The sequence below is a fragment of the Streptomyces sp. NPDC058619 genome (assembly GCF_042717785.1).
In the GTDB taxonomy this organism is placed as follows: Bacteria; Actinomycetota; Actinomycetes; order Streptomycetales; family Streptomycetaceae; genus Streptomyces.
Genome location: NZ_JBHXQN010000008.1, coordinates 43,614 through 70,053 on the forward strand (window position 1 = coordinate 43,614; position 26,440 = coordinate 70,053).

24 protein-coding genes are annotated in these 26,440 nt (G+C 72.7%); 3 read left to right on the top strand and 21 right to left on the bottom strand.

The features are described from left to right. Positions 1-141: 141 nt before the first annotated feature. Both ACFWTC_RS10615 and ACFWTC_RS10620 read right to left on the bottom strand, forming a co-directional pair. Positions 142-1,584 (bottom strand): GuaB1 family IMP dehydrogenase-related protein, encoded by a 1,443-nt coding sequence (locus ACFWTC_RS10615; protein ID WP_384028083.1) that lies wholly within the window; start codon positions 1,582-1,584, stop codon positions 142-144. A 146-nt stretch (positions 1,585-1,730) separates the two neighbouring features. Then, positions 1,731-2,999 carry an IS701 family transposase gene (locus ACFWTC_RS10620; RefSeq protein ID WP_384028084.1) on the bottom strand — a complete coding sequence of 423 codons (1,269 nt, stop codon included), beginning with the start codon at positions 2,997-2,999 and terminating at the stop codon, positions 1,731-1,733. Between the two features lie 330 nt (positions 3,000-3,329). On the opposite strand from ACFWTC_RS10620, the gene ACFWTC_RS10625 reads away from it, so the two are divergent. Beyond that, on the top strand, positions 3,330-3,842 hold the full coding sequence (locus ACFWTC_RS10625) for a hypothetical protein (RefSeq protein ID WP_384028085.1): 513 nt from the start codon (positions 3,330-3,332) through the stop codon (positions 3,840-3,842). Next, positions 3,839-4,174, top strand: a complete 336-nt coding sequence (locus tag ACFWTC_RS10630) for a putative quinol monooxygenase (RefSeq protein ID WP_383923788.1) — start codon at positions 3,839-3,841, stop codon at positions 4,172-4,174. Before ACFWTC_RS10625 ends, ACFWTC_RS10630 begins: the two co-directional genes overlap by 4 nt. Positions 4,175-4,219: 45 nt before the next feature. Here the strand turns inward: ACFWTC_RS10630 and ACFWTC_RS10635 are convergent, their stop codons facing one another. The 7 genes from ACFWTC_RS10635 to fmt form a co-directional block, all read right to left on the bottom strand. Continuing rightward, positions 4,220-4,630, bottom strand: a complete 411-nt coding sequence (locus ACFWTC_RS10635; RefSeq protein WP_383923791.1) for a barstar family protein — start codon at positions 4,628-4,630, stop codon at positions 4,220-4,222. Next, entirely contained in the window at positions 4,627-5,133 is a 507-nt protein-coding gene (locus ACFWTC_RS10640; RefSeq protein WP_384028086.1) for a ribonuclease domain-containing protein, read from the bottom strand. The genes ACFWTC_RS10635 and ACFWTC_RS10640 overlap by 4 nt, the downstream gene beginning before the upstream one ends. Positions 5,134-5,182: 49 nt before the next feature. Continuing rightward, positions 5,183-5,404, bottom strand: a complete 222-nt coding sequence (locus ACFWTC_RS10645; protein ID WP_031145007.1) for a CarD family transcriptional regulator — start codon at positions 5,402-5,404, stop codon at positions 5,183-5,185. A 122-nt stretch (positions 5,405-5,526) separates the two neighbouring features. Further along, the gene (locus tag ACFWTC_RS10650; RefSeq protein WP_383923828.1) at positions 5,527-6,540 is read right to left on the bottom strand and encodes a sugar-binding transcriptional regulator; all 1,014 of its coding nucleotides are present in this window, start codon (positions 6,538-6,540) and stop codon (positions 5,527-5,529) included. Positions 6,541-6,678: 138 nt separating this feature from the next. Continuing rightward, positions 6,679-7,365, bottom strand: coding sequence for a ribulose-phosphate 3-epimerase (rpe, locus tag ACFWTC_RS10655; RefSeq protein WP_383923797.1), 687 nt, complete (start codon positions 7,363-7,365; stop codon positions 6,679-6,681). 173 nt (positions 7,366-7,538) lie between these two features. Next, the gene (locus tag ACFWTC_RS10660) at positions 7,539-9,014 is read right to left on the bottom strand and encodes an RsmB/NOP family class I SAM-dependent RNA methyltransferase (RefSeq protein ID WP_383923800.1); all 1,476 of its coding nucleotides are present in this window, start codon (positions 9,012-9,014) and stop codon (positions 7,539-7,541) included. A gap of 139 nt (positions 9,015-9,153) precedes the next feature. After that, a complete protein-coding gene (gene fmt, locus ACFWTC_RS10665) occupies positions 9,154-10,098 on the bottom strand; it encodes a methionyl-tRNA formyltransferase (protein ID WP_383923803.1) in 945 nt (314 codons plus the stop codon). A 251-nt stretch (positions 10,099-10,349) separates the two neighbouring features. On the opposite strand from fmt, the gene ACFWTC_RS10670 reads away from it, so the two are divergent. Then, positions 10,350-10,874: a hypothetical protein gene (locus ACFWTC_RS10670; protein WP_383923806.1), complete on the top strand. Its 525-nt coding sequence runs from the start codon at positions 10,350-10,352 to the stop codon at positions 10,872-10,874. Between the two features lie 150 nt (positions 10,875-11,024). Here the strand turns inward: ACFWTC_RS10670 and ACFWTC_RS10675 are convergent, their stop codons facing one another. From ACFWTC_RS10675 to ACFWTC_RS10730, 12 genes are all read right to left on the bottom strand, one after another. Then, entirely contained in the window at positions 11,025-13,187 is a 2,163-nt protein-coding gene (locus tag ACFWTC_RS10675) for a primosomal protein N' (RefSeq protein WP_383923809.1), read from the bottom strand. Between the two features lie 213 nt (positions 13,188-13,400). Then, a complete protein-coding gene (gene metK, locus ACFWTC_RS10680; protein ID WP_383923812.1) occupies positions 13,401-14,609 on the bottom strand; it encodes a methionine adenosyltransferase in 1,209 nt (402 codons plus the stop codon). 195 nt (positions 14,610-14,804) lie between these two features. Continuing rightward, positions 14,805-16,019, bottom strand: coding sequence for a bifunctional phosphopantothenoylcysteine decarboxylase/phosphopantothenate--cysteine ligase CoaBC (gene coaBC / locus ACFWTC_RS10685; protein ID WP_383923815.1), 1,215 nt, complete (start codon positions 16,017-16,019; stop codon positions 14,805-14,807). A gap of 136 nt (positions 16,020-16,155) precedes the next feature. After that, positions 16,156-16,428, bottom strand: a complete 273-nt coding sequence (gene rpoZ / locus ACFWTC_RS10690) for a DNA-directed RNA polymerase subunit omega (protein ID WP_030879741.1) — start codon at positions 16,426-16,428, stop codon at positions 16,156-16,158. A gap of 65 nt (positions 16,429-16,493) precedes the next feature. Then, positions 16,494-17,057 carry a guanylate kinase gene (gene gmk / locus ACFWTC_RS10695; RefSeq protein WP_383923819.1) on the bottom strand — a complete coding sequence of 188 codons (564 nt, stop codon included), beginning with the start codon at positions 17,055-17,057 and terminating at the stop codon, positions 16,494-16,496. 61 nt (positions 17,058-17,118) lie between these two features. After that, a complete protein-coding gene (locus ACFWTC_RS10700; RefSeq protein ID WP_008740406.1) occupies positions 17,119-17,442 on the bottom strand; it encodes an integration host factor in 324 nt (107 codons plus the stop codon). A gap of 601 nt (positions 17,443-18,043) precedes the next feature. Beyond that, positions 18,044-18,886 (bottom strand): orotidine-5'-phosphate decarboxylase, encoded by an 843-nt coding sequence (gene pyrF / locus ACFWTC_RS10705; protein WP_383923233.1) that lies wholly within the window; start codon positions 18,884-18,886, stop codon positions 18,044-18,046. Beyond that, positions 18,883-19,992, bottom strand: coding sequence for a quinone-dependent dihydroorotate dehydrogenase (locus ACFWTC_RS10710; RefSeq protein WP_384028087.1), 1,110 nt, complete (start codon positions 19,990-19,992; stop codon positions 18,883-18,885). Before ACFWTC_RS10710 ends, pyrF begins: the two co-directional genes overlap by 4 nt. A gap of 85 nt (positions 19,993-20,077) precedes the next feature. Next, on the bottom strand, positions 20,078-23,386 hold the full coding sequence (gene carB, locus ACFWTC_RS10715; RefSeq protein WP_384028088.1) for a carbamoyl-phosphate synthase large subunit: 3,309 nt from the start codon (positions 23,384-23,386) through the stop codon (positions 20,078-20,080). Continuing rightward, positions 23,379-24,569: a glutamine-hydrolyzing carbamoyl-phosphate synthase small subunit gene (gene carA / locus ACFWTC_RS10720; RefSeq protein WP_383923242.1), complete on the bottom strand. Its 1,191-nt coding sequence runs from the start codon at positions 24,567-24,569 to the stop codon at positions 23,379-23,381. The genes carB and carA overlap by 8 nt, the downstream gene beginning before the upstream one ends. After that, positions 24,566-25,156 (bottom strand): hypothetical protein, encoded by a 591-nt coding sequence (locus tag ACFWTC_RS10725; RefSeq protein WP_383923245.1) that lies wholly within the window; start codon positions 25,154-25,156, stop codon positions 24,566-24,568. The genes carA and ACFWTC_RS10725 overlap by 4 nt, the downstream gene beginning before the upstream one ends. Continuing rightward, positions 25,153-26,439, bottom strand: a complete 1,287-nt coding sequence (locus tag ACFWTC_RS10730) for a dihydroorotase (protein ID WP_383923248.1) — start codon at positions 26,437-26,439, stop codon at positions 25,153-25,155. The genes ACFWTC_RS10725 and ACFWTC_RS10730 overlap by 4 nt, the downstream gene beginning before the upstream one ends. Position 26,440: the final 1 nt, after the last annotated feature.

Consider the following 26,440-nt stretch of genomic DNA (forward strand, 5'->3'; position numbering starts at 1 on the left):
GCGCACCCGGGGCGGGCGCGCGCACGCCGGGCACACCGGGCACACCGGGCCCAGCGGGTACGGCACCCGGGCCGGGAACGCCCGTGGCCCCGGCCGTCCTCGCAGGACGGCCGGGGCCACGGGGAAGCGCACCGCCGGGGACTAGCTCCAGCTGGCGTGCAGCGGCTTGCCCTCGGCGTAGCCGGCGGCGGACTGGATGCCGATCACGGCCTTCTCCTCGAACTCCGCGAGGGAGCCTGCACCGGCGTAGGTGCAGGAGGAGCGGACGCCCGCGATGATCGAGTCGATCAGGTCCTCGACGCCCGGGCGGGACGGGTCGAGGAACATGCGCGAGGTGGAGATGCCCTCCTCGAACAGCGCCTTGCGGGCACGGTCGTAGGCGGACTCCTCCGAGGTGCGGTTGCGGACCGCGCGGGCCGAGGCCATGCCGAAGGACTCCTTGTAGAAGCGCCCGTCGGCGGACTGCTGGAGGTCGCCCGGGGACTCGTACGTCCCGGCGAACCAGGAGCCGATCATGACGTTGGAGGCGCCGGCGGCGAGCGCCATCGCCACGTCGCGCGGGTGGCGGACGCCGCCGTCGGCCCACACGTGCTTGCCGTACTTCTTGGCCTCGGCGGCGCATTCCAGCACCGCGGAGAACTGCGGGCGGCCCACACCGGTCATCATGCGGGTGGTGCACATGGCGCCGGGGCCCACACCGACCTTGATGATGTCGGCGCCGGCCTCGATGAGGTCCGTGACGCCCTCGGCGGCGACGATGTTGCCGGCCACGATCGGGACCTGCGGATCCAGGGCGCGGACGGCCTTGATCGCGGTGATCATCGACTCCTGGTGCCCGTGGGCCGTGTCGATGACGATCGTGTCGACGCCCGCGTCGAGGAGCTGCTTGGCCTTGGCCGCGAAGTCGCCGTTGATGCCGACGGCGGCCGCGATGCGCAGCTTGCCGTTCGCGTCGGTGGCGGGGGTGTAGAGCGTCGCGCGCAGGGCGCCCTTGCGGGTCAGGATGCCGACGAGCTTGCCGTCCTTGTCGACGGCCGGGGCCAGCTTGCGGTGGCCGGCGTCGAGCTTGTTGAAGGCCTCGCGGGGGTCGATGTCGGCGTCGATGAGCAGCAGCTCCTTCGACATGACCTCGGAGAGCTGGGTGAAGCGGTCGACGCCCGTCAGGTCGTGGTCGGTGACGACGCCGACCGGGCGGCCCTCGGCGTCGACGACGACGCCGGCGCCGTGGGCGCGCTTGGGCAGCAGGGACAGGGCGTCCGCGACGGTCTGGGTCGGCGCCAGCGTGATCGGGGTGTCGAGCACGAGGTGGCGGGTCTTCACCCAGGAGATGACGTCGGTGACGACCTCGATCGGGATGTCCTGCGGGATGACGACGATGCCGCCGCGACGCGCGACGGTCTCGGCCATCCGGCGTCCCGCGATGGCGGTCATGTTCGCCACGACCAGCGGAATGGTGGTGCCGGTGCCGTCGGGCGCGGACAGGTCGACGCCCTGACGGGAACCGACCGCGGAGCGGCTCGGCACCATGAACACATCGTCGTACGTCAGGTCGTACGGCGGCTTCAGGTCATTGAGGAAACGCACGTGCTGAACATCCCAGTCGATCGAAGGATCCTTCTAGATGGCTGACAGGGCAGCCGAGGAAACGCACGTACTTCATCCTCCCATGTCCTGGCGTTCGCGCCGCCCGGGCCGATCGTCCAGGACATTCCGGGCCGCCTGGTCCTTTCCTACGGGACCTTGGTCCCGGCGGTACGGGACTGCCCCGGGATGAGCGGCTGCGGCGGGGCGGCCGCCGCCGTCCCGGGCCGGGTGGGGCCGGTACGGCCGTCGGGCAGCCGGCCGCGGCCGGCCAGGAGCGTCGCCGCGTGGGCCACGCTCGCCAGCGTGGCGTGGTGGTGCCAGCCACGGAAGGAGCGCCCCTCGAAGTCGCGGATGCCCACGGGCTCGCAGGTCTCCGCGAAGTCGAGGGAGACCCGGTCGGCGAGCTTGGCCAGCAGGAAGAGCTGGACGAGGGGCCGGTCGCCGATGTTGGTGATCCAGAACTCGGACGGCGGCGCTGCCGCTTCGGTCCAGGCCCCGACCAGCAGCAGCGGGGTGGCCGGCGCGGGCGCCGGCCGGTCCCCGCAGGGGGCGGCGAGGACCGGGGCCGCGGCCAGCAGGGTCACCGCGTCTGCGGCGCCACCGGGCGGGGTCCATTCGACGGCGCGGCGCTGGGAGCGCAGGGAGTCGACGAGCTCCCGCGCGGGCGCGCTGTGCGGTCCGGGCTGGTGCCGCGCGGCGCCGCCGACGGAGACGGGCAGGGAGCCGTCGACCTTGAAGACGAAGGGGATGTCCTGGAGGGCGAACGACTCGGCGCTCTGCGCCAGATCGCCGTTGGCCACCTCCATCACCACGGGCCGGCGCTGGAGTTGCCAGGTCGCGGCCATCCGCTGCACGGCGAGCACGGCGTCCTCGGCAGGGCTGAGGGAGCGCACGGTCTCGGGGATGCCGGCCCGTCGCCGGCGCACGGGTTCGCCGGTCCAGGGCCCGGGGAGGGTGAGGGCCCACTCGACCGGGAAGCCGGCTTCGCCGGAGGCGAGCCAGATACCGCTCGCCTGCTGGCAGTTGGCGGTGCGGCCGAGCTGCGGGACGAACTGCCGGCCGACGCCCACGGAGCGGTCGCCGGCCTTCTCGATGACCAGGGGCCGGAGCACCCAGGCCAGCGGGCGCCGGGCGGTCTGTTCGAGGTACCGGGCGAGGGAGCGCCGTACCGGCGTCCACTCCCAGGGGGACTTGCTGATGAACTGCTGGAGGCTCTGCTCCACGGGACCGGCCCCGGTTCCGGCGATGTTGCGGATCGTCTTCTTCCCCGTGGCCCGCACGAGCCCGTTCAGATAGACGCGGGCCCAGTTTCGCTGGTCCCGCCGGGGTAACGACTCGAAGAGCAAAGGGATCAGGGCGTCGATCAGTTCGGAGACTTCCTTCGTGGAATTCTCCGGCAGGACTGCGCGAGCCATCCGGGCCTCCCCCGCGACCAGCTGGATCCAATGGCTGCGTGACCGAGAGGAACGGTCGTCGGCCCCGCCGCGCGGGGCGCCGCAGCCCGTGCGCCGGGGCACCGGGCGGCCGATCGCCGCCCACCGGCGCCCTCCCGCACACGCTACCCAGATTTCGGCGCCCGGCAGCCGGTTCCGCCGGGCCGGCCCCGGATTCGGCCATCGCGGAACTCCGGAATTCCGGACGCGCGTTCCGCACGCGCGCCTCCGGTGCACCTTCCGCTCTCCCCTCGCGATGCCCAATCGCGCTCCCCTTGCGATCAAGACGGCATCGGATGCAACGTTGATTACATGATTACAGCCGAACATGGCGAGCAGCTCCGCGCGTGGTTCGCCGAGCGCCTGCCCGCGGACGTCTTCACGTCCCTCGTCTCGGTCACGGCCGACCGCGAGGAGATCACCGTCGTCGGCACCGTCCCTGCGGGCGAGTCCGTCGGGGAGTTCCGCGAGCGCACCCGCGACCAGCGCGTCGCGGTGGCCCGCGAAGCCGAGGAGCTCTACCGCCGCAAGGTTTCCTGGGGCGTGCGGTCGGGCGGGGAGACCACGTTCTTCACCCACCTCGCCGTCCCCGTGATGACCCGCCTGCGGCAGTCCGAGCGCCAGGTCCTGGACACCCTCGTCGCCGGCGGCGTGGCCCGCAGCCGCGCCGACGCCCTGGCCTGGTGCGTACGCCTCGTCGGGAGCAACACCGACGCCTGGCTGGCGGACCTGCGCGGCTCCCTGGACGCGGTCCACCGGGTCCGCGCCCAGGGCCCGGACGTGGCCGGTGGTGCGGACTCCGTGAAGTCGGACCCGGAATCATGACCGCCACCGTCGAATACGTCCGCTACCGGATCGCACGGGACGACCAGCCGGCCTTCGAGGCGGCGTACGCCGCGGCCGCCGCGGCGCTGGCCGCCTCGCCCGAGTGCATCGACTACGAGCTGGCCCGCGTGGAGGAGGAGCAGGATGACGAGCACTACGTCCTGCGCATCCGCTGGACCTCGATCGAGGCCCACCTGGGCGGCTTCCGCAAGGGTGAGCACTTCCCCGCGTTCTTCCAGGCGGTGCGCCCGTACGTGCAGGCGATCGAGGAGATGCGGCACTACCTGGTGACCGACGTCGTGGGCACCGGAGGGGCAGCCGAACCCTCATGAGCACGACACCCGCCCCTTTGGCCCGGGCCCGGGCCGCGGCCGCCCTCAGCCGTCCTTGCGCCGTCCCCGCGCCCGCGGGGCGCCCGCCTCGGCCAGCAGCACCGTCAGCGGCGGCGCGCCCTCCGCCTCCGGCCGGTCCCGCCAGAAGTCGACCGCCTCTTCCAAGACCTCCCGCAGCGTCTCCCAGTCGGCCGGCCGCTCCGCGGCGAACGACCGCCAGGAGGTCACGGCCACCAGCCGCCCCGCCGCCTCCGGCAGCCACGACAGGTCCCGCAGCGCGTCCGCCAGCGCGTCCCAGTTCCCCCCGAACCACTCCGGCACGTCCAGCGCGGCCCCGGCCCGGCGCATCAGCCCGGCCTTGGTCCGTACGCCGTCCAGGTCGAGCCGTACGGTCGTCCAGCCCGCCTCCTCGGCGGCGGCGAGCGCGGGGGCTAGCGGTTGCGGGTCCAGGGTCATCGGATGACCGCCTTGAAGGTCTCGTAGTGGTCGTCCGTGTAGAAGAACTCCCCGCCCTCGCCCGTCACGATCCGCCGGGCCCCGCGGTCCCGCTCCCCCGGCGTCCTCACGGTGAACTCGTGGTAGTAGCCGCGCTTCTGCCGGGGAAGGACCTTCTCGAAGTTCCCGAAGACGGTCCCGTCCTGGCGGTAGGGGTACGGCCCGCCCTCGTCGATGAGCGCGAGGACGTCCCGGGCCTGCCGGGGCAGCGCGCCGGCGCGTACGGTCGCCATCCCCTTCGCCCATCCGGGGGAGGCGGCACTCGACGCGCCACCGGGCACGCGGCCGGGCACGTCACCGGGGGCGGTCCTCGCACCGGAACTCGTTCCGGGACTCGCACTGGTGCCGGAGGCGGGAGGCGCGGGCTTCGACCCGCCGCAGCCCACCGCACCGACCAGCGCGGCGCAGAGGAACACGGCCCCCAGGAGACGCAGCAACGATCGGGGCACGTTCCTGAAGATCATGCACCGATCGTGCCAAATATCCGATTCGCTCGCGAATCGCCCGGTGGCCTCAGAGCGCGGCCATCTTGGTGTACGGACTCAGGATTCGTTTCTGGACCGACCCGAAGTCGACGAGAACGGCGATCCCCTCCTCGATTCCGACGACACGGCCGAGGCCGTGCTCGTCGTGAGTGACCCGGTCGCCGACGCTGAACTGCCGGAGCGGCGGTTCCACGGGGGCCTTGAACGGGCTGGACGGCAAATGGCGGCGAGGTACTGCAGACTTTGTCATTGGAACCAGTATGCGCCCAGCAGGCCGCCGCGCGGTCCGCCGTTCGGATCTCAATTCCGGCACCATCCGCCCCCGGGGAGGCCGCGACGGGGCGGCGGAACCGGCCGGACGGGCCGGTTCCGCTAGTCGTCCGGGTCGGCGCGTTCCAGCGCGGGCCGCAGCCCCGGCTCCGACTCGGTCAGCAGGTAGTCCGCGACCGCCGTGTCCGTGACCAGGCTGGTCACCAGGCCCGACCGCAGGACGGCCCCGATGGCGGACGCTTTCCGCAGCCCGCCCGCGATCGCCACGACCTCGGGGATCCGCCGCAGCCGGTCCGCCTCGACGGTGATGCACCGCTCGCCGAGGTCGCGTCCGACGCGCCGGCCCTCCGCGTCGAAGAGGTGGGCGGACATCTCCGCCGCGACGCCCAGCGAGGCGTAGTGGGCCCGCTCCTCGTCGCTGAGCATGTCGTGCACGGTCGAGATCCCCGGCTCCCACGAGCCGATGGAGACGGCGGCGACGGTCACCTTGTCGAAGTACTCGAAGGCGCGCGCGATCCCGGTCTGGCTCCGCAGCGCCGCCGCGGTCGCCGGGTCGGGCAGCAGCATCGGCGCGTAGATCGGGTGGGCGTCGCCGCCCGAGACCTGGGCGGCCCGGCGCACCGCCTCCACCGAGCCGCGCTCGGCGGTTCCGGCGTCGTACACGCCCGTCAGCTGCACCACGGTGCAGGGGGGCAGCCGGTGCAGGGACGCCGCCATGTGGATGGTCGAGCGGCCCCACGCCAGGCCCAGTACGTCGCCCTCGTTGACCAGCTCGCCCAGCAGGTCGGCGGCGACCGCCCCCAGGTTCTCCGGGTCGGGCGCGTCCTCGGTCGCGTCGGCCGGCGACTCCACGACCACCGCGTGCCGCAGCCCGTACCGGGAGCGCAGCGCGTCGGAGCGCTCCGCGTCCAGTTCCGCCGGCACCCTGATCTCGATGCGCACGAGGTCCCGTTCGAGGGCGGTCTCCAGGACCCGGGCCACCTTGAAGCGGCTCACGCCGAACTCCTCGGCGATCTGGATCTTGGACTTGCCCTCCAGGTAGAAACGGCGTGCCATGGCCGCCGCCTGCACCAGCTCCGCGGGTCCCATCCGCAGGGCTGACCGTCCCGCCGACATTGCAGACACCGCGTTCTCCTCACTGCTGTTCACACTCTCGTGTTCACACTCTCGACTCGCCGTTCATCCTGTCAGATCCGGCGGCCGTTGATCAGCCTGGACGGCTGCCGTTCACCGAGCTGTCCACCAACGCTCGACTCAGTGGTCGCAAGCCCACGGCGCCGTGGCGATCGCCGCACCCGCCTGCTCGCGCAGCGTACGCACGGCGGCGGCCGGATCCACCGCCCCGTAGACCGCGCTGCCCGCCACGAACACGTCGGCTCCGGCCTCGGCGCAGCGCTCGATGGTCGAGGCCGAGACCCCGCCGTCGACCTGGAGCCACAGCTCCAGGCCGTGCTTGGCGATCAGCTCCCGGGTCCGGCGGATCTTGGGCAGCATGATGTCGAGGAAGGACTGGCCGCCGAAGCCCGGCTCGACCGTCATGATCAGCAGCATGTCGAGCTCGGGGAGGAGGTCCTCGTACGGCTCGATCGGCGTCGCGGGCTTGAGCGCCATGGACGCCCGCGCCCCCTTGGCCCGGATCTCCCGCGCCAGCCGTACGGGGGCGGCCGCGGCCTCCGCGTGGAAGGTGACCGATCCGGCCCCCGCCTCGACGTACTGCGGGGCCCAGCGGTCCGGGTCCTCGATCATCAGGTGAAGGTCCAGCGGGATGTCCGTGGCGCGGCTGAGCGACTCGACGATCGGCACCCCGAGCGTCAGGTTCGGGACGAAGTGGTTGTCCATGACGTCGACATGCAGCCAGTCGGCTCCCTCGACCGCCCTGGCTTCCTCGGCGAGGCGGGAGAAGTCGGCGGACAGGATGCTGGGGTTGATCTGAGCGGCCATGCCCCCAAGCGTGCCATGCCCCCGGCCCGTTCCGGCCACGACCCCGGAAGTCGGGACGGCCACGGCACCGATCAAACGATCATGCGGATCATTTGACCGGTTTTCGCGCCCCTCTCCGTGCCCGCCACGCCCCGTCCGCGCCGCCCCGCGCCCGCCGCGCTCCGCCCCCCGCGCTACGCCGTGCGACGCAGCAGCGCCAGGTACATCGCGTCGGTCCCGTGCAGGTGCGGCCACAGCTGGACGTCCGGCCCGTCGCCGAGGGCGGGTACGCCCGACATGTACGGACGGGCGTCGATCAGTTCGGCCGCCACCGGCTCGTTGCCCGCGCCCCGGCCCTTCAGGACGTCGTCCACGACCACCCGGGTCTCCGCCAGGTGCGGGGAGCACGTCGCGTAGCCCACGATCCCGCCCACCCGGACCGCCGACAGGGCCTCCCGCAGCAGCCCGCGCTGCAGCGGCGCGAAGCTCTCCAGGTCCTCCGGGCGGCGCCGCCAGCGCGCCTCCGGACGGCGCCGCAGCGCGCCGAGGCCCGTGCACGGCACGTCCATCAGGACCCGGTCGAAGGAGCCGGGACGCCACGGCGGGCGGGTGCCGTCCGCCGCGATGACCTGGTACGGGCCGGGGTTGCCGGCCAGCACCTTCTCCACCAGGCGCGCCCGGTGCGGCTGCTTCTCGGAGGCCAGCAGGAACGCCCCGCGCTGCGCGGCCAGCGCCGCGAGCAGGGCCGCCTTGCCGCCGGGTCCCGCGCAGCCGTCCAGCCAGCGCTCGTCGCGGCCCTCGACCGGCGCCGCCGCGAGGGCCATCGCCACGAGCTGGCTGCCCTCGTCCTGGACCCCGGCGCGGCCGTCGCGCACCGCCTCCAGCGCGCCCGGCTCACCGCCCTCCGCCATCCGGACGGCGTACGGCGACCAGCGGCCCGGCAGTGCCGAGTCCTCGCCCACCGCCTCCAGCAGCTCCTGGGGAGTCGACCGGCCGGGGCGGGCGACGAGCGTCACCTCGGGCCGCTCGTTGTCGGCCTCCAGCAGGTCCTCGATGCCGGCGCGGCCGCCGCCCAGGGAGTCCCACAGGGCGCTGACGACCCAGCGCGGGTGCGAGTGGTAGACGGCGAGGTGCTCCTCGGCGTCGTCCTCGTACGGCGGGGCGACCCGCTCCAGCCAGCCGTCCATGTCGTGCGCGGCGATCTTGCGCAGCACGGCGTTCACGAACTTGGCGCGCCCGTCGCCGAGCACCACCCGGGCCAGCTCCACGCTCGCCGAGACCGCGGCGTGCGTGGGGATGCGGGTGCCCAGCAGCTGGTGCGCGCCGAGCGAGAGCACGTCGAGGACCGGCGGGTCCACCTCGCGCAGCGGCCGGTCGATGCAGGCCTTGATGACGGCGTCGTACGTGCCCTGCCGGCGCAGCGTCCCGTAGACCAGCTCGGTGGCCAGCGCCGCGTCCCGGGCCTGGAAGCTCTCGTCCTGCCGGGCCTTGCGCAGCAGCGGCGGCAGCACGAGGTTGGCGTACGCGTCGCGCTCGTCCACCGCCCGGAGCACCTGGAAGGCCAGCATCCGGACGGGGTCCTTCTTGGGCCTGCGGTGCGGCTTGGCCGACTTGGCCGGCTTGTCCCCCGCGCCTGCGGCGGCGGGACGACGGCGGGGCTGTTCGCTCACGTGAAAGGTGCTCCGGATGTACGAGTGCTACGGGTACGGCGAGGGGTGCGGACGCGCGCGGGACGCGGACGCGGACGGGGCGCGGACGCGCTCGGGACGCGCGGGGTGCGGGGCGGGCCCGCGTCCGCACGTCCACGGATCAGCCTACGTCGCCGCCGCCCAGCCGCTCCCCGGGGGCGATCCGCACGCCGCGGGCCCAGTCGGCGCCGCGCATGGGCTTCTTGCCCTGCGGCTGCACCCACAGCAGCTCCACGGCGTGCGATCCGGTGCCGACGTGGACGTTGTTCTTGGCCGGGGCCAGGACGCCGGGCTCCAGGTCGGTGCGGTCGGGCACCAGGCCCACCGAGATCAGCTTGAGCCGCTCCCCGCGGAAGACGGTCCACGCGCCCGGGGCCGGCGTACAGCCGCGCACGACGCGGTCGGCGCGCATCGCCGGGGCCTTCCAGTCGACGCGGGCGTCCTCCACGGTGATCTTGGGCGCGAGCGAGAGCCCGTCGAGGGGCTGCGCGACGGCGCGCAGGGTGCCGTCCTCGATCCCGTCCATGGTCGCGGACAGCAGACCGGACCCGGCGAACGCCAGCCGGGTCAGCAGGTCGCCGCTGGTGTCGGTGGGGCGGATCTCCTCGGTCAGGATCCCGTAGACGGGGCCGGAGTCCAGCCCCTCCTCGATCTGGAAGGTGGAGGCGCCGGTGACCTGGTCGCCGGCCATGATCGAGTGCTGTACGGGGGCGGCTCCGCGCCAGGCCGGCAGCAGCGAGAAGTGCAGGTTGACCCAGCCGTGCCGGGGGATGTCGAGGGCGCTCTTGGGGAGCAGCGCCCCGTATGCGACGACGGGGCAGCAGTCGGGGGCGATCTCGCGCAGCCGGGCCTGGAAGTCGGGGTCGCGCGGACGGGCGGGCTTGAGGACCTCGATGCCCGCCTCCTCGGCGCGTTCGGCGACCGGGCTCGCGACGAGGCGCCGGCCGCGGCCGGCCGGTGCGTCGGGCCGGGTGACGACGGCGGCGACCTCGTGACGCCCGGAGGCGATGAGGGCGTCCAGGGCGGGCACGGCGACCTCGGGGGTGCCTGCGAAGACGAGCTTCACTGGGGTCCTACCTCGCTATCTCGGCTGTCAGCAGCACATCAGTCTATGGGCCCGCTCCCCCGCGGCCCACCGGTGGTCGCGAGGGGGCGTACGCACACGCGCGCGCCTCTCGCATATGCCGACACGCCCCCTCAGCGTGACCTGGGCGCCGGGTGACGCGTTGGTCAAGAGAGATTGACCAAAACGGGCCGCGTCGGGAACGGTGTCTGCGGCCCGATCCGCCCTTCAGCACCGGTTCGAGAGGCTTCTTCATGGCCGACCACGCCACCCACGACGCCCAAGCCCGGGCCAGCCTGCACCTCCTGGTGCGGGACATCGAGCGGGTTCGCCGGCAGGTGGATGCCCTGCGCACGCTCACCGCCCAGCTCGGCAATGTGTACCGCCCGCGCCGCTCCGGACCCTCCACGGGCTTCGTCGTCTACGGCCGGGCGCCCGCGCCCACCGTCCGCCTGGCGCAGGAGCTCCGGGACAGCGTCGAGACGCTGGTCACCGCCGCGGTGGACTTCGACCGCTCGCTCGGCTTCTCGTGGGACGCGGTCGGCTCGGCGCTCGGTGTCACCAAGCAGGCCGTGCACCGCCGGTACGGTGCCCGGCGGGCGCAGGCCGCCGAGTCGGCGGAGCCGCTGGCCGAGGCGACGACCACCACCCGGACCCTGGGCCCGCTGCCGACCGTCCCGGCGGCCCGCTCGGTGCCTCCGCAGCCCGTGCGCGAGGAGTCCCAGGCGGTGGCGGGCGCACCCCGACCGCCGGCCTTCCCCGGCCCGCGCAACGGCTGACCGGGAGCGCCCGCCGCCGGGTCGCCGACCCCCGACGGCCCGGCCGCTCCCGCCCCGCCGCATGAGCCCCGCCCCCCCCGGCGGACGACCCGTACGGTCGCCCCACCGGGGGCGTTCGGCTGCCCGGCCGGGGCACCGCCGGGCCGGCCGTCAGCCGATGTCCGGCGGATCGATCCGGACCCGGACCGCTTCCGCCGCCGGCACCCCCCGCGCCATCCGCGCGGCCTGCGCCGCCTTCAGGGCGGCGGCCAGGGCGGCTCCGCTGCCCGGCGGGACCCGGACCAGCGCCCGCTCCCCGGCGGAGGGCACCCCGCGCCGCCCTGGAAGCGGTACCGGGCCCAGGATCTCGGCGTCGGGGGGCAGTCCGGCGCCGGCCAGGAAGGCCTCGACCACTTCGCCGCGCCCCGCCACCGCCGCCATCCGGGACACCGGCGGGAAGCCCAGCTGGGCCCGCTCGGCCAGCTCCCGTACCGCGTGGCCCACCGGGTCCCACCGCACGAGCGCCTGAACCGGCCGCAGCGTCGGCTCGGCGACCACCACCACCTGCCCCTGCGCCCGCACCAGCGAGGCGGCCGCGATCCACCGCCGCAGCGCGTCCTCTCCGGCCCGCAGGTCGGGCCGGCCCAGCATCGCCCAGCCGTCCAGCAGCAGCGCCGCCGCGTAGCCGGCGCCCGCCGCGACCGGCTCGGCCCCGGGGGTGCACACCACCAGCGCGGGGGCGTCCGGCACCTCGTCCAGGACGTGGTCGCGCCCGGACGTCCGTACGGGCACGGCCGGGAAGGCCCGCCCCAGTTCCTCGGCGGTCCGCCGGGCCCCCACCACCTGGGCCCGCAGCCGGAACGACCCGCACTCCTCGCAGTGCCACGACGGTTCGCCCCGCCCGCACCACCCGCACTGCAGGTCCCGCGCGTCGGGCGCCTCCAGCGGCCCCGCGCAGACCGTGCAGCGGGCCGGGGTGCGGCACCGCTCGCACGCCAGCCGGGGCACGTAGCCCCGCCGCGGCACCTGCACCAGGACGGGCCCGGTCTTCAGCCCCTCCCGTACGGTCTCCCACGCCAGGCTCGGCAGCCGCGCGGTGCGGGCCGCCCCGTCGCGGGCCAGCAGTTCGTCGCCCACGGTGCGGATCCGGGGGGCGCACGCGCGCAACGTCTCGCGGGTCGCGACGAGCGGCCGCGCCCAGCCCGACTCGACGAGCTGCGCGGCCTCGACGGTGCAACTGGTGCTCCCGGCCAGGAAGGCGCAGCCGTCGGTGACCGAGCGCAGCTCCAGCACCTCCCGGACGTGCGGGAAGGGGGCGCGGTCGTCGCTGTGGCTGGAGTCCCCGTCGTCCCAGACGGCGACGAGTCCGAGGTCCCGTACGGGTGCGAACATCGCGGCCCGCGTGCCGACGACGGCCCGCACCGAGCCGCGGCTGACCGCGAGCCACTGACGGTAGCGCTTCTCGGGCCCCGACTCGGCGGTGAGCAGGGCGTGCCGCCCTTCGCCGAGGAGCGCGGTGAGCGCGGCGTCGACGCGGGCGGCGGTCCGGCCGTCGGGGACGACGGCGAGGGCCCCACGGCCGGAGGCGAGGGTGGCGGCCACGGCCCGGGCCAGCTCGTCGGCCCAGCCGGGCCCCGGCAGGGCGGTCCACACGGCGCGCGGGGTGCCACCGGTGGCCAGGGCCCGCAGGAAGGCGGACCCGGCACCGTACCGCTCCCAGCCCCCGGGGTCGGGCACGGCGGGCGGGGGCAGCGGCTCGGGCGAGGGCTTGGCCTCGGCGCGGGCGTTGCGCGGGGGCAGGGCGAGCTGGAGCACGTCGGCGAGGCTGCCCGCGTACCGGTCGGCGACGGCGCGGGCCAGGGCCAGCATCGTGGGGCCGAGCACGACCTCGGGCGAGACCACGTGGGCCAGGGCGGCCAGCGCCCCGTCGTAGTCGGACTCGGCGCGGCGCTCGACGACGAACCCGTCGATGAGGCCGCCGCCCTCGCGGCGGCCGCCGCGCACGTGGTGCGACCCGGCCCCGAACCGCACCCGGACGCGGACGCCGGGCTGCGCGGCCTCGGAGAGCTCGGCCGGGACGGCGTAGTCCCAGAGCTGGTCGAGGTGCAGGACGCCCTTGTTCACGAGGACGCGGGCGACGGGCAGCTCCTCCGCGAGGGCGGCCCCGCGCCAGGTGCGGGGCTTCGCCTTGGGCGCCTTGGCCTTCGCCTCGGCGACCATCTCCCGGATCAGCGCGAGCTGCTCCGGCGGGGAATCGTTCGCGCTGCTCACACCCGCATTCTTACCAAACCCCTGTGACAGCGGACGGCGGCGGAGGCCTCCCGAGATCGTCATCGGCGGCGGTGGGGTTCCTTCGACACGGGGACGCTGCACCCGCTCCAGATGTATCCGTATGTATCCGTCGCCTTCGCACCGGCAGGCGGGCGCCACCGTATCGGCCGCCCCGCCCGGGTTCCCCTCCATTTCTTCCCGGAGGGTCGGCCCGGTGGCGGCGCGGACACGCGAACGGCCCCGGACCTGACGGTCCGGGGCCGTTCGGCGGCGGTCCTACAGACCGGCGGCCGCGCGCAGCGCGTCCACGCGGTCGGTGCGCTCCCAGGTGAAGTCCGGCAGCTCGCGGCCGAAGTGGCCGTAGGCGGCGGTCTGGGCGTAGATCGGCCGCAGCAGGTCCAGGTCGCGGATGATCGCGGCCGGGCGCAGGTCGAAGACCTCGGCGATCGCGTCCTCGATCTTCTGGACGTCCACCTGGGCGGTGCCGAAGGTCTCGACGAAGAGGCCCACGGGCTCGGCCTTGCCGATCGCGTACGCGACCTGGACCTCGCAGCGCGAGGCCAGGCCGGCGGCGACGACGTTCTTCGCGACCCAGCGCATCGCGTAGGCGGCGGAGCGGTCGACCTTGGACGGGTCCTTGCCCGAGAAGGCGCCGCCACCGTGACGGGCCATGCCGCCGTAGGTGTCGATGATGATCTTGCGGCCGGTGAGGCCCGCGTCGCCCATCGGGCCGCCGATCTCGAAGCGGCCGGTCGGGTTCACCAGCAGGCGGTAGCCCTCGGTGTCGAGCTTGATGCCGTCCTCGACCAGCTGGTTCAGGACGTGCTCGACGACGAACTCGCGGATGTCGGGCGCGAGCAGCGAGTCCAGGTCGATGTCCGACGCGTGCTGCGAGGACACGACGACGGTGTCCAGGCGCACGGCCTTGTCCCCGTCGTACTCGATGGTGACCTGGGTCTTGCCGTCGGGGCGCAGGTACGGGATGGTCCCGTTCTTGCGGACCTCGGACAGGCGGCGGGCGAGCCGGTGCGCGAGGTGGATCGGGAGCGGCATGAGCTCGGGGGTCTCGTCGCAGGCGTAGCCGAACATCAGGCCCTGGTCGCCGGCGCCCTGCTTGTCGAGCTCGTCCTCGTCGCCCTCGACGCGCGTCTCGTAGGCGGTGTCGACGCCCTGCGCGATGTCCGGGGACTGCGCGCCGATGGACACCGACACGCCGCAGGAGGCGCCGTCGAAGCCCTTCTTCGACGAGTCGTAGCCGATCTCGAGGATCTTCTCGCGGACGAGCTGCGCGATCGGCGCGTAGGCCTTCGTCGTCACCTCTCCCGCGATGTGTACGAGACCGGTGGTGATGAGGGTCTCCACGGCCACGCGCGAGGTCGGGTCCTCGCTGAGCAGTGCGTCGAGGATCGTGTCGCTGATCTGGTCAGCGATCTTGTCGGGGTGGCCCTCGGTCACGGACTCCGAGGTGAACAGGCGGCGGGACACATCGCTCCCTGGGGGTTGCAGCGGCTGCTGGCTCATCATTTGGCGGAACCACATCGGGGGCTGCGCCCGATCACGTTCCGCGTGCAGTTTATCGGTCGCCACCGTACGCCGGACCACCCGTCTCGCCTTATGGGAGTGGTGTGACCTGCGGCACTCCATTCTGACGCACGGAGGTGGCGAGGAGAAGACATCGGTTCAGGGGCGTCGGGGGGCCAGCCGGGGGGCCACCTGGTCCCAGATCACCGCGGAGAGGGCTTCCTTGGGACCATGGGGCACCTGGACCTCGGAGCCGTCGGAGGCGAGGATGACGGCCTCGTTCTCCTCCGATCCGAAGGTCTTGGACTCGCCGACCTCGTTGACGACGAGAAGATCACATCCCTTGCGCAGCAGCTTCGCCCGGCCGTTGGCCAGGACGTCGTCCGTCTCGGCGGCGAATCCGACGACGACCTGGCCCTCACGGGCCCGGTCGGCCGAGATCTCGGCGAGGACGTCGGGATTGCGGACGAGGGCGACGGGATCGGGCTCCTGCCCGTCCTGTTTCTTGATCTTTCCGCTCGCGTAGGCGGCGGGCCGGAAGTCCGCGACGGCGGCGGCCATCACCACGGCGTCCGCGTCCGCGGCCGCCTTGAGCACGGCCTCCCGCAGCTGGAGGGCCGTCCCCACCCGTACGACGTCCACCCCGGCGGGGTCGGCCAGCGCGGCGTTGGCGGCCACCAGGGTGACCCGCGCACCGCGCGCGACGGCGGTGCGGGCGAGCGCGTAGCCCTGCTTGCCGGAGGAGCGGTTGCCGAGGAAGCGGACCGGGTCCAGCGGTTCCCGCGTGCCGCCGGCGCTGATCACCACGTGCCGCCCGGCGAGGTCGGGGCCGGCGGTGCCGCGGGCCAGGACGCCCCGGCAGACCTCGAAGATCTCCTCGGGGTCGGGCAACCGCCCCTTACCGGTGTCCTTGCCGGTGAGCCGGCCCACGGCGGGTTCGATCACGACGGCTCCGCGCCGGCGCAGGGTGGCGACGTTCTCCCGGGTGGCGGGGTGCTCCCACATCTCGGTGTGCATCGCGGGTGCGAAGACCACCGGGCATCGGGCGGTGAGCAGCGTGTTCGTGAGCAGGTCGTCGGCCAGGCCGTGGGCGGCCTTTGCGAGGATGTCGGCGGTGGCCGGGGCGACGACCACCAGGTCGGCTGACTGGCCGATCCGCACGTGCGGGACCTCGTGGACGCTCTCCCAGACCTCCGCGGAGGCCGGGTTCCCCGAGAGGGCGGCCCAGGTGGCCTCGCCGACGAAGTTGAGGGACGCCGCCGTGGGCACCACCCGCACCTCGTGCCCGGACTCGGTCAGCCTGCGCAGCAGCTCGCACGCCTTGTAGGCGGCGATGCCGCCGCTGACTCCCAGCACGACCTTCGGCTTACCCACCACGTACTCCCCTTCGACTCGTCCGGCGCCCGGGCCCGTCCGGGGCCCCGGTCACTGATCGCCGTACCCACCCATGACACACCACAGGCCCGGCAGATGGTCTGCCGGGCCTGTGGTGAAAGGAATTCTCGGTGCCTTACTGAGCCGGGGCCTCGATGGCCTCGGAGGTCAGCAGACCCGCGTTGATCTCGCGCAGCGCGATCGAAAGCGGCTTCTCGTGGACGTGGGTGTCCACCAGCGGGCCGACGTACTCGAGCAGGCCCTCACCGAGCTGCGAGTAGTACGCGTTGATCTGACGCGCGCGCTTGGCCGCGTAGATCACGAGGCTGTACTTCGAGTCCGTGGCCTCGAGCAGCTCGTCGATCGGCGGGTTGATGATGCCCTCGGGCGCAGTCATGGAAGAGGACACGCGCTACCTTCCGAAAAGATGGGTGAAAGATCAAACATCGATCGATTCGAAAAATCGATCAACGATCAAACAACTTCCATCAAGGCTAGCAGCTCGCGGGCCACGTCCTCGACCGAGGTGTTGACCAGGGTGGTGTCGAACTCGGACTCGGCAGCCAGTTCGATCTTGGCGCTTTCGAGCCTGCGCTCGATGACCTCGGCGGATTCGGTGCCCCGGCCGGTGAGCCGGCGGACCAGCTCGTCCCAGCTCGGCGGGGCCAGGAAGACCAGCTGGGCATCGGACATCGACTCGCGGACGAGCCGTGCGCCCTGGAGGTCGATCTCCAGCAGTACCGGCTCGCCGTTGTCCAGGCGTTCCAGCACCGCGCCGCGCGGTGTGCCGTAGCGGTTGCCCGCGAATTCGGCCCACTCCAGCAGCTCGCCGTTGGCGATCAGCTTGTCGAACTCGTCGTCGGTGACGAAGAAGTAGTGGATTCCGTGTCGCTCACCGGGCCGCGGCTTGCGGGTGGTGGCCGACACCGAGAGCCAGACCTCGGGGTGGACCTTGCGCATATGCGCGACGACCGTGCTCTTGCCGACCCCCGAAGGGCCGGAGAGCACGGTCAGCCGCGGACGAACCTCTGCTGCCATAGAGCGATTATCCAGCTTCTCGGGACTGCCTGAGAACGCCGGGGCGACTCCGGGCTGTGCGTCAGCCGGCAGGGGTGCCGAACTCACGCTCCAGAGAGGCGATCTGGTTGGAGCCGAGACCTCGGACACGCCGGGACTCGGAGATGCCGAGACGCTCCATGATCTGCTTGGCGCGGACCTTGCCCACGCCAGGCAGCGACTCCAGCAGGGCGGAGACCTTCATCTTGCCGATGACGTCGTTCTCCTGGCCCGTCTTGATGACCTCTTGGAGCGAGGCGCCGGAGTGCTTGAGTCGATTCTTCACCTCGGCCCGCTCCCGGCGAGCCGCGGCGGCCTTTTCGAGCGCGGCTGCGCGCTGTTCAGGGGTAAGGGGCGGAAGAGCCACGCCTACGTCACCTCGGATGTCGAACTGTCGGATACGGACCGGTGGTGGGCAGCCCGAAGGCACCACACCAGGCAAGTTCCCGAACAGCGGTGGAACTCGTTCGCTGCTCGTTCACTCTGCTCGGAGACTAGCGGCCGCGACCGCTCTCGTCAGCGAGAACGGACGAAAAGTCCTGGTCAGCCTCCACCGAACCGTACATTACGGACAAATCGCCCTGGTTTTGTCCGGTGGAAGACGCTCGAATTTCGTCAGGCCGTTCGACGGGCCCCTCCCGCGGCGGCCTCGAACGCTCCGTTTCCGTACGCGGCGCGTGAGGTGCGCGGTTCTGCCCGCAGGCGCGGTGGCCCTTGCGGATCCCTGACTGGCGGGGCCCTCCCGCGGCCGCGCCGGCGCGGCCGCCGGGGCCGAAAGTCCGGCGCGCCGCGGCCGGCGGCGGCGCGCGCGCGGCCGCAGGCGGGGCCCGGCGCGCCGCGGCGTGGTGATACGCGTCACATCCGGGCGCCGTACGGGCGGGTCAGGCGGCCGGGAGGGCCGTTCCGGCCCGTCTGGGTGCGCGTCGCGGGGGCTTCGGGGCGTGCCGGCCGCCCCCGCGACGGCACGGCTACGCGGAGACGGCCGCGCGGATCTCCTCGGCGAAGCCCTGCGCGGAGGAGCGGAGGGCCGCGACGTCCGGGCCGTGCTTGAGGACGCCCCGCGACACGTTCGGGACGACGTTGCGCACGGCCGCCCCGAAAACGGCCGGCAGGTCGGCCGCGGTCGCGCCCTGCGCGCCGATGCCGGGGGCCAGCAGCGGCCCGTTGATGTCCAGGTCGAAGGAGGACAGGTCCCCCAGGGTGGCGCCGACGACCGCTCCGAAGGAGCCCATCGGCTCGGCGCCCGCGTTCTCCGCCGCCAGGTGCGCCAGCATCGTCGCCCCGATGGTCCGGCCGTCCTCCCGTACGGCCCGCTGGACCTCCGCGCCCTCCGGGTTCGAGGTGAGCGCCAGGACGAACAGCCCCGCGCCCGACTTCCGGGCCAGGTCCACGGCCGGCTTCAGCGAGCCGTAGCCCAGGTACGGGGAGACCGTCAGCGCGTCCGAGAACAGCGGCGAGGCCGGGTCCAGGAAGGCCGAGGCGTACGCCGCCATGGTCGAGCCGATGTCGCCCCGCTTGGCGTCCATCACGACCAGGGCGCCCGCCGCCCGGGCGTCCGCCACGGTGCGCTCCAGCACCGCGACGCCGCGCGAGCCGAACCGCTCGAAGAAGGCGGCCTGCGGCTTGAAGACCGCCACCGACTCGGCCAGCGCCTCCACGACGGTCCGGGAGAACTTCTCCAGGCCGGCGATGTCGTCGGCCAGGCCCCAGGAGTCCAGCAAGGCCGCGTGCGGGTCGATGCCGACGCACAGCGGGCCGCGGGCGTCCATCGCCGTGCGCAGGCGGGTGCCGAAGGGGGTCACAGGGCTCACAGCGCGGCCTTTCGGGTCTCGGCGCCCACCGCGTCGGCGAGCGTCGCGTACGGGCTGTCGGCCAGGCGTGCGGCCAGGCCCCGGTGGATGGCGCGGGCGTAGCAGGGGCCCTCGTAGATGAAGGCGCTGTAGCCCTGGACGAGGGTGGCTCCGGCCAGGATCCGCTGCCAGGCGTCCTCGGCGTTCTCGATGCCGCCGACGCCGACGAGGACGAGGCGGTCGCCCACGCGGGCGTACAGGCGGCGCAGGACCTCCAGCGAGCGCTCCTTGACCGGCGCGCCGGACAGGCCGCCGGTCTCCTTGACCAGGGCCGGCGCGGACTTCAGGCCGAGGCCGCTCCGCGCGATGGTGGTGTTGGTGGCGATGATGCCGTCTAGGCCGAGCTCCAGCGCCAGGTCCGCGACCGCGTCCACGTCCTCGTCGGCGAGGTCGGGGGCGATCTTGACCAGGAGCGGTACCCGGCGGCCGGTGACGGCGCGGTCGGCGGCCTCCCGCACGGCCGTCAGCAGGGGGCGCAGCGACTCGGTGGCCTGGAGGTTGCGCAGGCCGGGGGTGTTCGGCGAGGAGACGTTGACGACGAGGTAGTCGGCGTGGCGGGCGAGGCGCTCGGTGGAGGCCACGTAGTCCGCGACGGCTTCCTCCTCGGGCACGGTCTTCGTCTTGCCGATGTTGACGCCGACGACCGTCCTGAAGACCGCCTCGCGGGCGGCGAGGCGCTCCGCGACGGCCGCCGAGCCCTCGTTGTTGAATCCCATCCGGTTGATCAGCGCGCGGTCCGGGACGAGGCGGAAGAGCCGCTTCCTGGGGTTGCCGGGCTGGGCCTCGGCCGTGACCGTGCCGATCTCGACGTGGTCGAAGCCGAGCATGGCCATGCCGTCGACGGCCACGGCGTTCTTGTCGAAGCCGGCCGCGAGTCCGAAGGGGCCGTGCATCCGCAGGCCCAGGGCCTCGGTGCGCAGCGCCTCGTGACGGGGGGCGAGCCAGGCCGCGACGAAGGTCCGCAGGACCGGGGTCCGGGCGGCGAGGCGGATCCAGCGGAAGGCCGTGTAGTGGGCCTGCTCGGGGTCCATCCGCTTGAAGACCAGGTTGAAGAAGAGTTTGTACATCGCTTCGAAGATCCCTCTGCGCTCATGAAGAGGGGGACACCCGTCGCTTGCGCGAATCCGGTGTCCCCCTCCCCTGTTCGGGCTGCTAGTCGCGGGCCGCGGTCAGGTGCTCCGCGTGCTCCTGGAGCGAACGGACGCCCACGTCGCCGCGGTTGAGCGCGTCGATGCCCTGGACGGCCGCGGCGAGCGCCTGGACCGTGGTCAGGCACGGGACGCTGCGCGCCACGGCCGCCGTGCGGATCTCGTAGCCGTCGAGGCGGCCGCCGGTACCGTACGGGGTGTTGACGATCAGGTCGACCTGGCCGTCGTGGATCAGCTGGACGATGGTCTTCTCGCCGCCGGGGCCCTCGCCCTCGCTGAGCTTGCGCACGACGGTGGCGTTGATGCCGTTGCGGCGCAGCACCTCCGCGGTGCCCGAGGTGGCCATCAGCTCGAAGCCGTGGGCGACGAGCTCGCGGGCCGGGAAGATCATCGTGCGCTTGTCGCGGTTGGCGACGGAGATGAACGCGCGGCCCTGGGTCGGCAGCGGCCCGTAGGCGCCGGCCTGCGACTTCGCGTACGCCGTGCCGAAGACGGAGTCGATGCCCATGACCTCGCCGGTGGAGCGCATCTCCGGGCCGAGGACGGTGTCGACGCCGCGGCCGTGGATGTCGCGGAAGCGCGACCACGGCATGACGGCCTCCTTGACGGAGATCGGCGCGTCGAGCGGCAGGGTGCCGCCGTCGCCGGTCCTGGGCAGCATGCCCTCGGCGCGCAGCTCGGCGATGGTGGTGCCGAGCGAGATCCGCGCGGCGGCCTTCGCGAGGGGGACCGCGGTCGCCTTCGAGGTGAAGGGGACCGTGCGGGAGGCGCGGGGGTTGGCCTCCAGGACGTAGAGGATGTCACCCGCCATCGCGAACTGGATGTTGATCAGGCCGCGGACGCCGACGCCCTTGGCGATGGCCTCGGTGGAGGCGCGCAGGCGCTTGATGTCGTAGCCGCCGAGGGTGATCGGGGGCAGGGCGCAGGCCGAGTCGCCGGAGTGGATGCCGGCTTCCTCGATGTGCTCCATGACGCCGCCGAGGTAGAGCTCGTGGCCGTCGTAGAGGGCGTCGACGTCGATCTCGATCGCGTCGTCGAGGAAGCGGTCGACCAGCACGGGGCGGGTCGGGGAGATCTCGGTGGACTCCGCGATGTAGGACTCCAGCCGGGCCTCGTCGTAGACGATCTCCATGCCGCGGCCGCCGAGCACGTACGAGGGGCGGACCAGGACCGGGTAGCCGATCTCGTCGGCGATGGCCTTCGCACCCGTGAAGGTGGTGGCGGTGCCGTGCTTGGGGGCGGGCAGCCCGGCCTCGTCGAGGACCCGGCCGAAGGCGCCGCGGTCCTCGGCGGCGTGGATGGCCTCCGGGGAGGTGCCGACGATGGGGACGCCGTTGTCCTTGAGCGCCTGGGCGAGGCCGAGGGGGGTCTGGCCGCCGAGCTGGACGATGACGCCCGCGATGGGGCCGGCCAGGGACTCGGCGTGGACGATCTCCAGCACGTCTTCGAGCGTCAGCGGCTCGAAGTACAGGCGGTCGGAGGTGTCGTAGTCCGTGGAGACGGTCTCCGGGTTGCAGTTGACCATGACGGTCTCGTACCCGGCGTCGTGCAGCGCGAAGGAGGCGTGGACGCACGAGTAGTCGAACTCGATGCCCTGGCCGATGCGGTTCGGGCCGGAGCCCAGGATGATGACCGCGGGCTTGGTGCGCGGGGCGACCTCTGACTCCTCGTCGTACGAGGAGTAGAAGTACGGGGTCTTCGCGGCGAACTCGGCGGCGCAGGTGTCGACCGTCTTGTAGACCGGGCGGACGCCCAGCGCGTGGCGGACCTCGCGCACGACGTCCTCGCGCAGGCCGCGGATCTCGGCGATCTGGACGTCGGAGAAGCCGTGGCGCTTGGCCTCGGCGAGCAGCTCGGGGTGGAGCTTCTCGGCCGCCGCGAGCTCGTCCGCGATCTCCTTGATGAGGAAGAGCTGGTCGACGAACCAGGGGTCGATCTTCGTGAACTCGAAGACCTCCTCCTGGGTGGCTCCGGCGCGGATGGCCTGCATGACGGTGTTGATGCGGCCGTCGGTCGGGCGGACGGCGGTGGCGAGCAGCTCGTCCTTGTCGCCTGTCGGGCCGACGAAGGTGAACTGGGAGCCCTTCTTCTCCAGGGAGCGCAGGGCCTTCTGCAGGGCCTCGGTGAAGTTGCGGCCGATGGCCATGGCCTCGCCCACCGACTTCATGGTGGTGGTGAGGGTGGCGTCGGCGAGCGGGAACTTCTCGAAGGCGAAGCGCGGGGCCTTGACGACGACGTAGTCGAGGGACGGCTCGAAGGAGGCCGGCGTCTTCTCGGTGATGTCGTTGGGGACCTCGTCGAGCGTGTAGCCGATGGCCAGCTTGGCGGCGATCTTGGCGATCGGGAAGCCGGTGGCCTTCGACGCGAGCGCCGAGGAGCGGGAGACGCGCGGGTTCATCTCGATCACGATGACGCGGCCGTCGGCCGGGTCGATCGCGAACTGGATGTTGCAGCCGCCGGTGTCGACGCCGACCTCGCGGATGATCGCGATGCCGATGTCGCGCAGCCGCTGGTACTCGCGGTCGGTCAGCGTCATCGCCGGGGCGACGGTGATCGAGTCGCCGGTGTGGACGCCCATCGGGTCGAAGTTCTCGATGGAACAGACGACGACGACGTTGTCCTTGGTGTCGCGCATCAGCTCCAGCTCGTACTCCTTCCAGCCGAGGATGGACTCCTCCAGGAGCACCTCGGTGGTCGGGGAGAGCGTGAGGCCCTGGCCGGCGATGCGGCGCAGCTCCTCCTCGTCGTGGGCGAAGCCGGAGCCGGCGCCGCCCATGGTGAAGGAGGGGCGGACGACGACGGGGTAGCCGCCGAGGGTGTCGACGCCCGCGATGACGTCGTCCATGGTGTGGCAGATGACCGAGCGGGCGGACTCGCCGTAACCGATCTTGGCCTTGACGGCCTCGACGACGCCCTTGAAGAGTTCGCGGTCTTCGCCCTTGTTGATGGCCTCGACGTTGGCGCCGATGAGCTCGACGCCGTACTTCTCCAGCACCCCCTGCTCGTGCATGGAGATCGCGGTGTTGAGCGCGGTCTGGCCGCCGAGGGTCGGGAGCAGCGCGTCGGGGCGCTCCTTCGCGATGATCTTCTCGACGAACTCCGGGGTGATCGGCTCGACGTACGTGGCGTCGGCGATCTCCGGGTCGGTCATGATCGTCGCGGGGTTGGAGTTGACCAGGATCACCCGCAGGCCCTCGGCCTTGAGGATGCGGCAGGCCTGGGTGCCGGAGTAGTCGAACTCGGCGGCCTGGCCGATGACGATCGGGCCGGAGCCGATGACCAGGACGGACTGGATATCGGTGCGCTTAGGCACGCTCGGCCTCCATCTGGGCGGTTTCCATCAGAGACGTGAAGCGGTCGAAGAGGTACGCGGCGTCGTGCGGGCCGGCGGCCGCCTCGGGGTGGTACTGGACGCTGAAGGCCGGCCGGTCGAGCAGCTGGAGGCCTTCGACGACCTGGTCGTTCAGGCAGACGTGGGAGACCTCGGCGCGGCCGTAGGGGGTCTCGGAGACCTTGTCGAGGGGCGCGTCGACGGCGAAGCCGTGGTTGTGTGCGGTGATCTCGACCTTGCCGGTGGTGCGGTCCTGCACCGGCTGGTTGATGCCGCGGTGGCCGTACTTCAGCTTGTAGGTGCCGAAGCCGAGCGCGCGGCCCAGGATCTGGTTGCCGAAGCAGATGCCGAAGAGCGGGGTCCTGCGCTCCAGGACGCCCTGCATGACGGCGACGGGGCCGTCGGCGGTGGCAGGGTCGCCCGGGCCGTTGGAGAAGAACACGCCGTCCGGGTCGACCGCGTACACGTCCTCGACGGTCGCGGTGGCGGGGAGCACGTGGACCTCGATGCCGCGCTCGGCCATCCGGTGCGGGGTCATGCCCTTGATGCCGAGGTCGACGGCGGCGACGGTGAACTTCGCGGTGCCGATCGGTACGGCTTCGCCGTCGGGGCCGATGGCGGGGACGACGTACGCCTCCTTGGTGGCGACCTCGGCGGAGAGGTTCGCGCCCTTCATCTGCGGGGCTTCCTTGACGCGGGCGAGCAGGGCCTCGTCGCGGACGCCCTCCCAGTTCGCGCCGGAGAAGATGCCGACGCGCATGGCGCCGCGCTCGCGCAGGTGGCGGGTCAGCGCGCGGGTGTCGATGCCGGAGATCCCGACGACGCCCTGCTCGACCAGCTCCTCGTCCAGCGAGCGCCGGGAGCGCCAGTTGGACGGGACGCGGGCGGGGTCGCGCACGACGTACCCGGCGACCCAGATGCGGGACGACTCGGGGTCCTCGTCGTTGACGCCGGTGTTGCCCACGTGGGGGGCGGTCATGACGACGACCTGCCGGTGGTACGACGGGTCGGTGAGGGTCTCCTGGTAGCCGGTCATGCCGGTGGAGAAGACGGCCTCGCCGAAGGTCTCCCCCACAGCGCCGTAGGCACGGCCGCGGAAGATCCGGCCGTCCTCCAGGACGAGTACGGCGGGAGCTTTGGCTGCTCCCCTGGTGGAGGTCGTCATCGTTCGGCGCCTTCCGTCGTGATGGATGGGTTCTGTGTTGTCAGCGTGCTGATCGCTTCGACCCAGGCGGCGTGTTCGGCCGCGCGGTCGGAGCGGAATCCGGAGTCGATCAGCTTGTCGCCATGCGCCCATGTGACGACGAGCAGACCGCCCTCGGTGAGTACCTTGCCCGCGATTCCCTTGTCGAGGCGGGCGCCGCGCAGCTGCGCGGCCGGTACGAAGAAGTCGGTGGCACCCGGTCGGACCACGTCCAGGCCCGCGTCGGTGAGCGTGAGCTCGACCCTGCTGCGGATGCCCAGGCCGTGGGCGACGATCCGGTCCAGCCACTGCCCGGCGGTGGTCGACCCGTGGTACCGGCCGGTCAGCGCCAGCCGGTGTTCGGGGAGGCCGTCGGGTGCGGCGGGCAGCTCCGGCAGATCGTTCTGCAGGGCGCCGCGCCATTTCCAGCCCTGCCGCATCAGCCAGTACACGAACGCGATGAAGATGAGCAGGCCGACGACCCACGCGATGCGCGCGCCCCAGTCCGTCACCTCCGCCGACCGTCGCACCGAGGCCTCGGCGGCCAGTTGGATTACTGCAGGTGTCACGCCAGCGTCCCGTCCACGACCGTTGCCCGGCCCCGCAGGAAGGTGTGTGTCACGCGACCCGGCAGCTCACGGCCCTCGTAGGGCGTGTTGCGGCTGCGGGAGGCGAATCGTGCGGGGTCCACGACACCACGGTACGAGGTCTCCACCAAGGTCAGGTTCGCGGGTTCACCTGCCGAGACGGGACGGCCGTGGTTCTCCAGGCCGCCGATGCGCGCCGGGGCGAAGGACATGCGGTCCGCGACGCCCGCCCAGTCGAGCAGTCCGGTCTCCACCATCGTCTGCTGGACGACGGAGAGCGCGGTCTCCAGGCCGACCATGCCCATGGCGGCGGCGGCCCACTCGCAGTCCTTGTCCTCGTGCGGGTGCGGGGCGTGGTCGGTGGCGACGATGTCGATCGTGCCGTCGGCGAGCGCCTCGCGCAGGGCCAGCACGTCGGTTTCGGTGCGCAGCGGCGGGTTGACCTTGTAGACCGCGTTGTACGAGCGCACGAGCTCCTCCGTGAGGAGCAGGTGGTGCGGGGTGACCTCGGCGGTGACGTCGATGCCGCGGGACTTGGCCCAGCGGACGATCTCGACGGAGCCGGCGGTGGAGAGGTGGCAGATGTGGACGCGGGAGCCGACGTGCTCGGCGAGGAGGACGTCGCGGGCGATGATCGACTCCTCGGCCACGGCCGGCCAGCCGCCGAGGCCCAGCTCGCCGGAGACGACGCCCTCGTTCATCTGGGCGCCCTCGGTGAGGCGGGGCTCCTGGGCGTGCTGGGCGACGACGCCGCCGAAGGCCTTCACATACTCCAGGGCGCGGCGCATGATCACGGCGTCGTCGACGCACTTGCCGTCGTCGGAGAAGACGGTGACGCGGGCGGCGGAGTCGTGCATGGCGCCCAGCTCGGAGAGCTGCTTGCCCTCCAGGCCGACGGTGACGGCGCCGATCGGCTGCACGTCGCAGTAGCCGGACTCCTTGCCGAGGCGCCAGACCTGCTCGACGACGCCGGCGGTGTCGGCGACCGGGAAGGTGTTCGCCATGGCGAACACGGCGGTGAAGCCGCCGGAGGCCGCGGCGCGGGTGCCGGTCAGCACGGTCTCGCTGTCCTCGCGGCCCGGCTCGCGCAGGTGGGTGTGCAGGTCGACCAGGCCGGGGAGGAGGACCTTGCCCTCGGCCTCGATGACGGTCGCGCCTTCGGCGGACAGGCCCGTACCGACCTCGGCGATGGTCTCGCCGTCGATCAGGACGTCCTGCGCCTCGCCGCCGAGTACCTTCGCGCCACGGATCAGGATCTTGCTCATC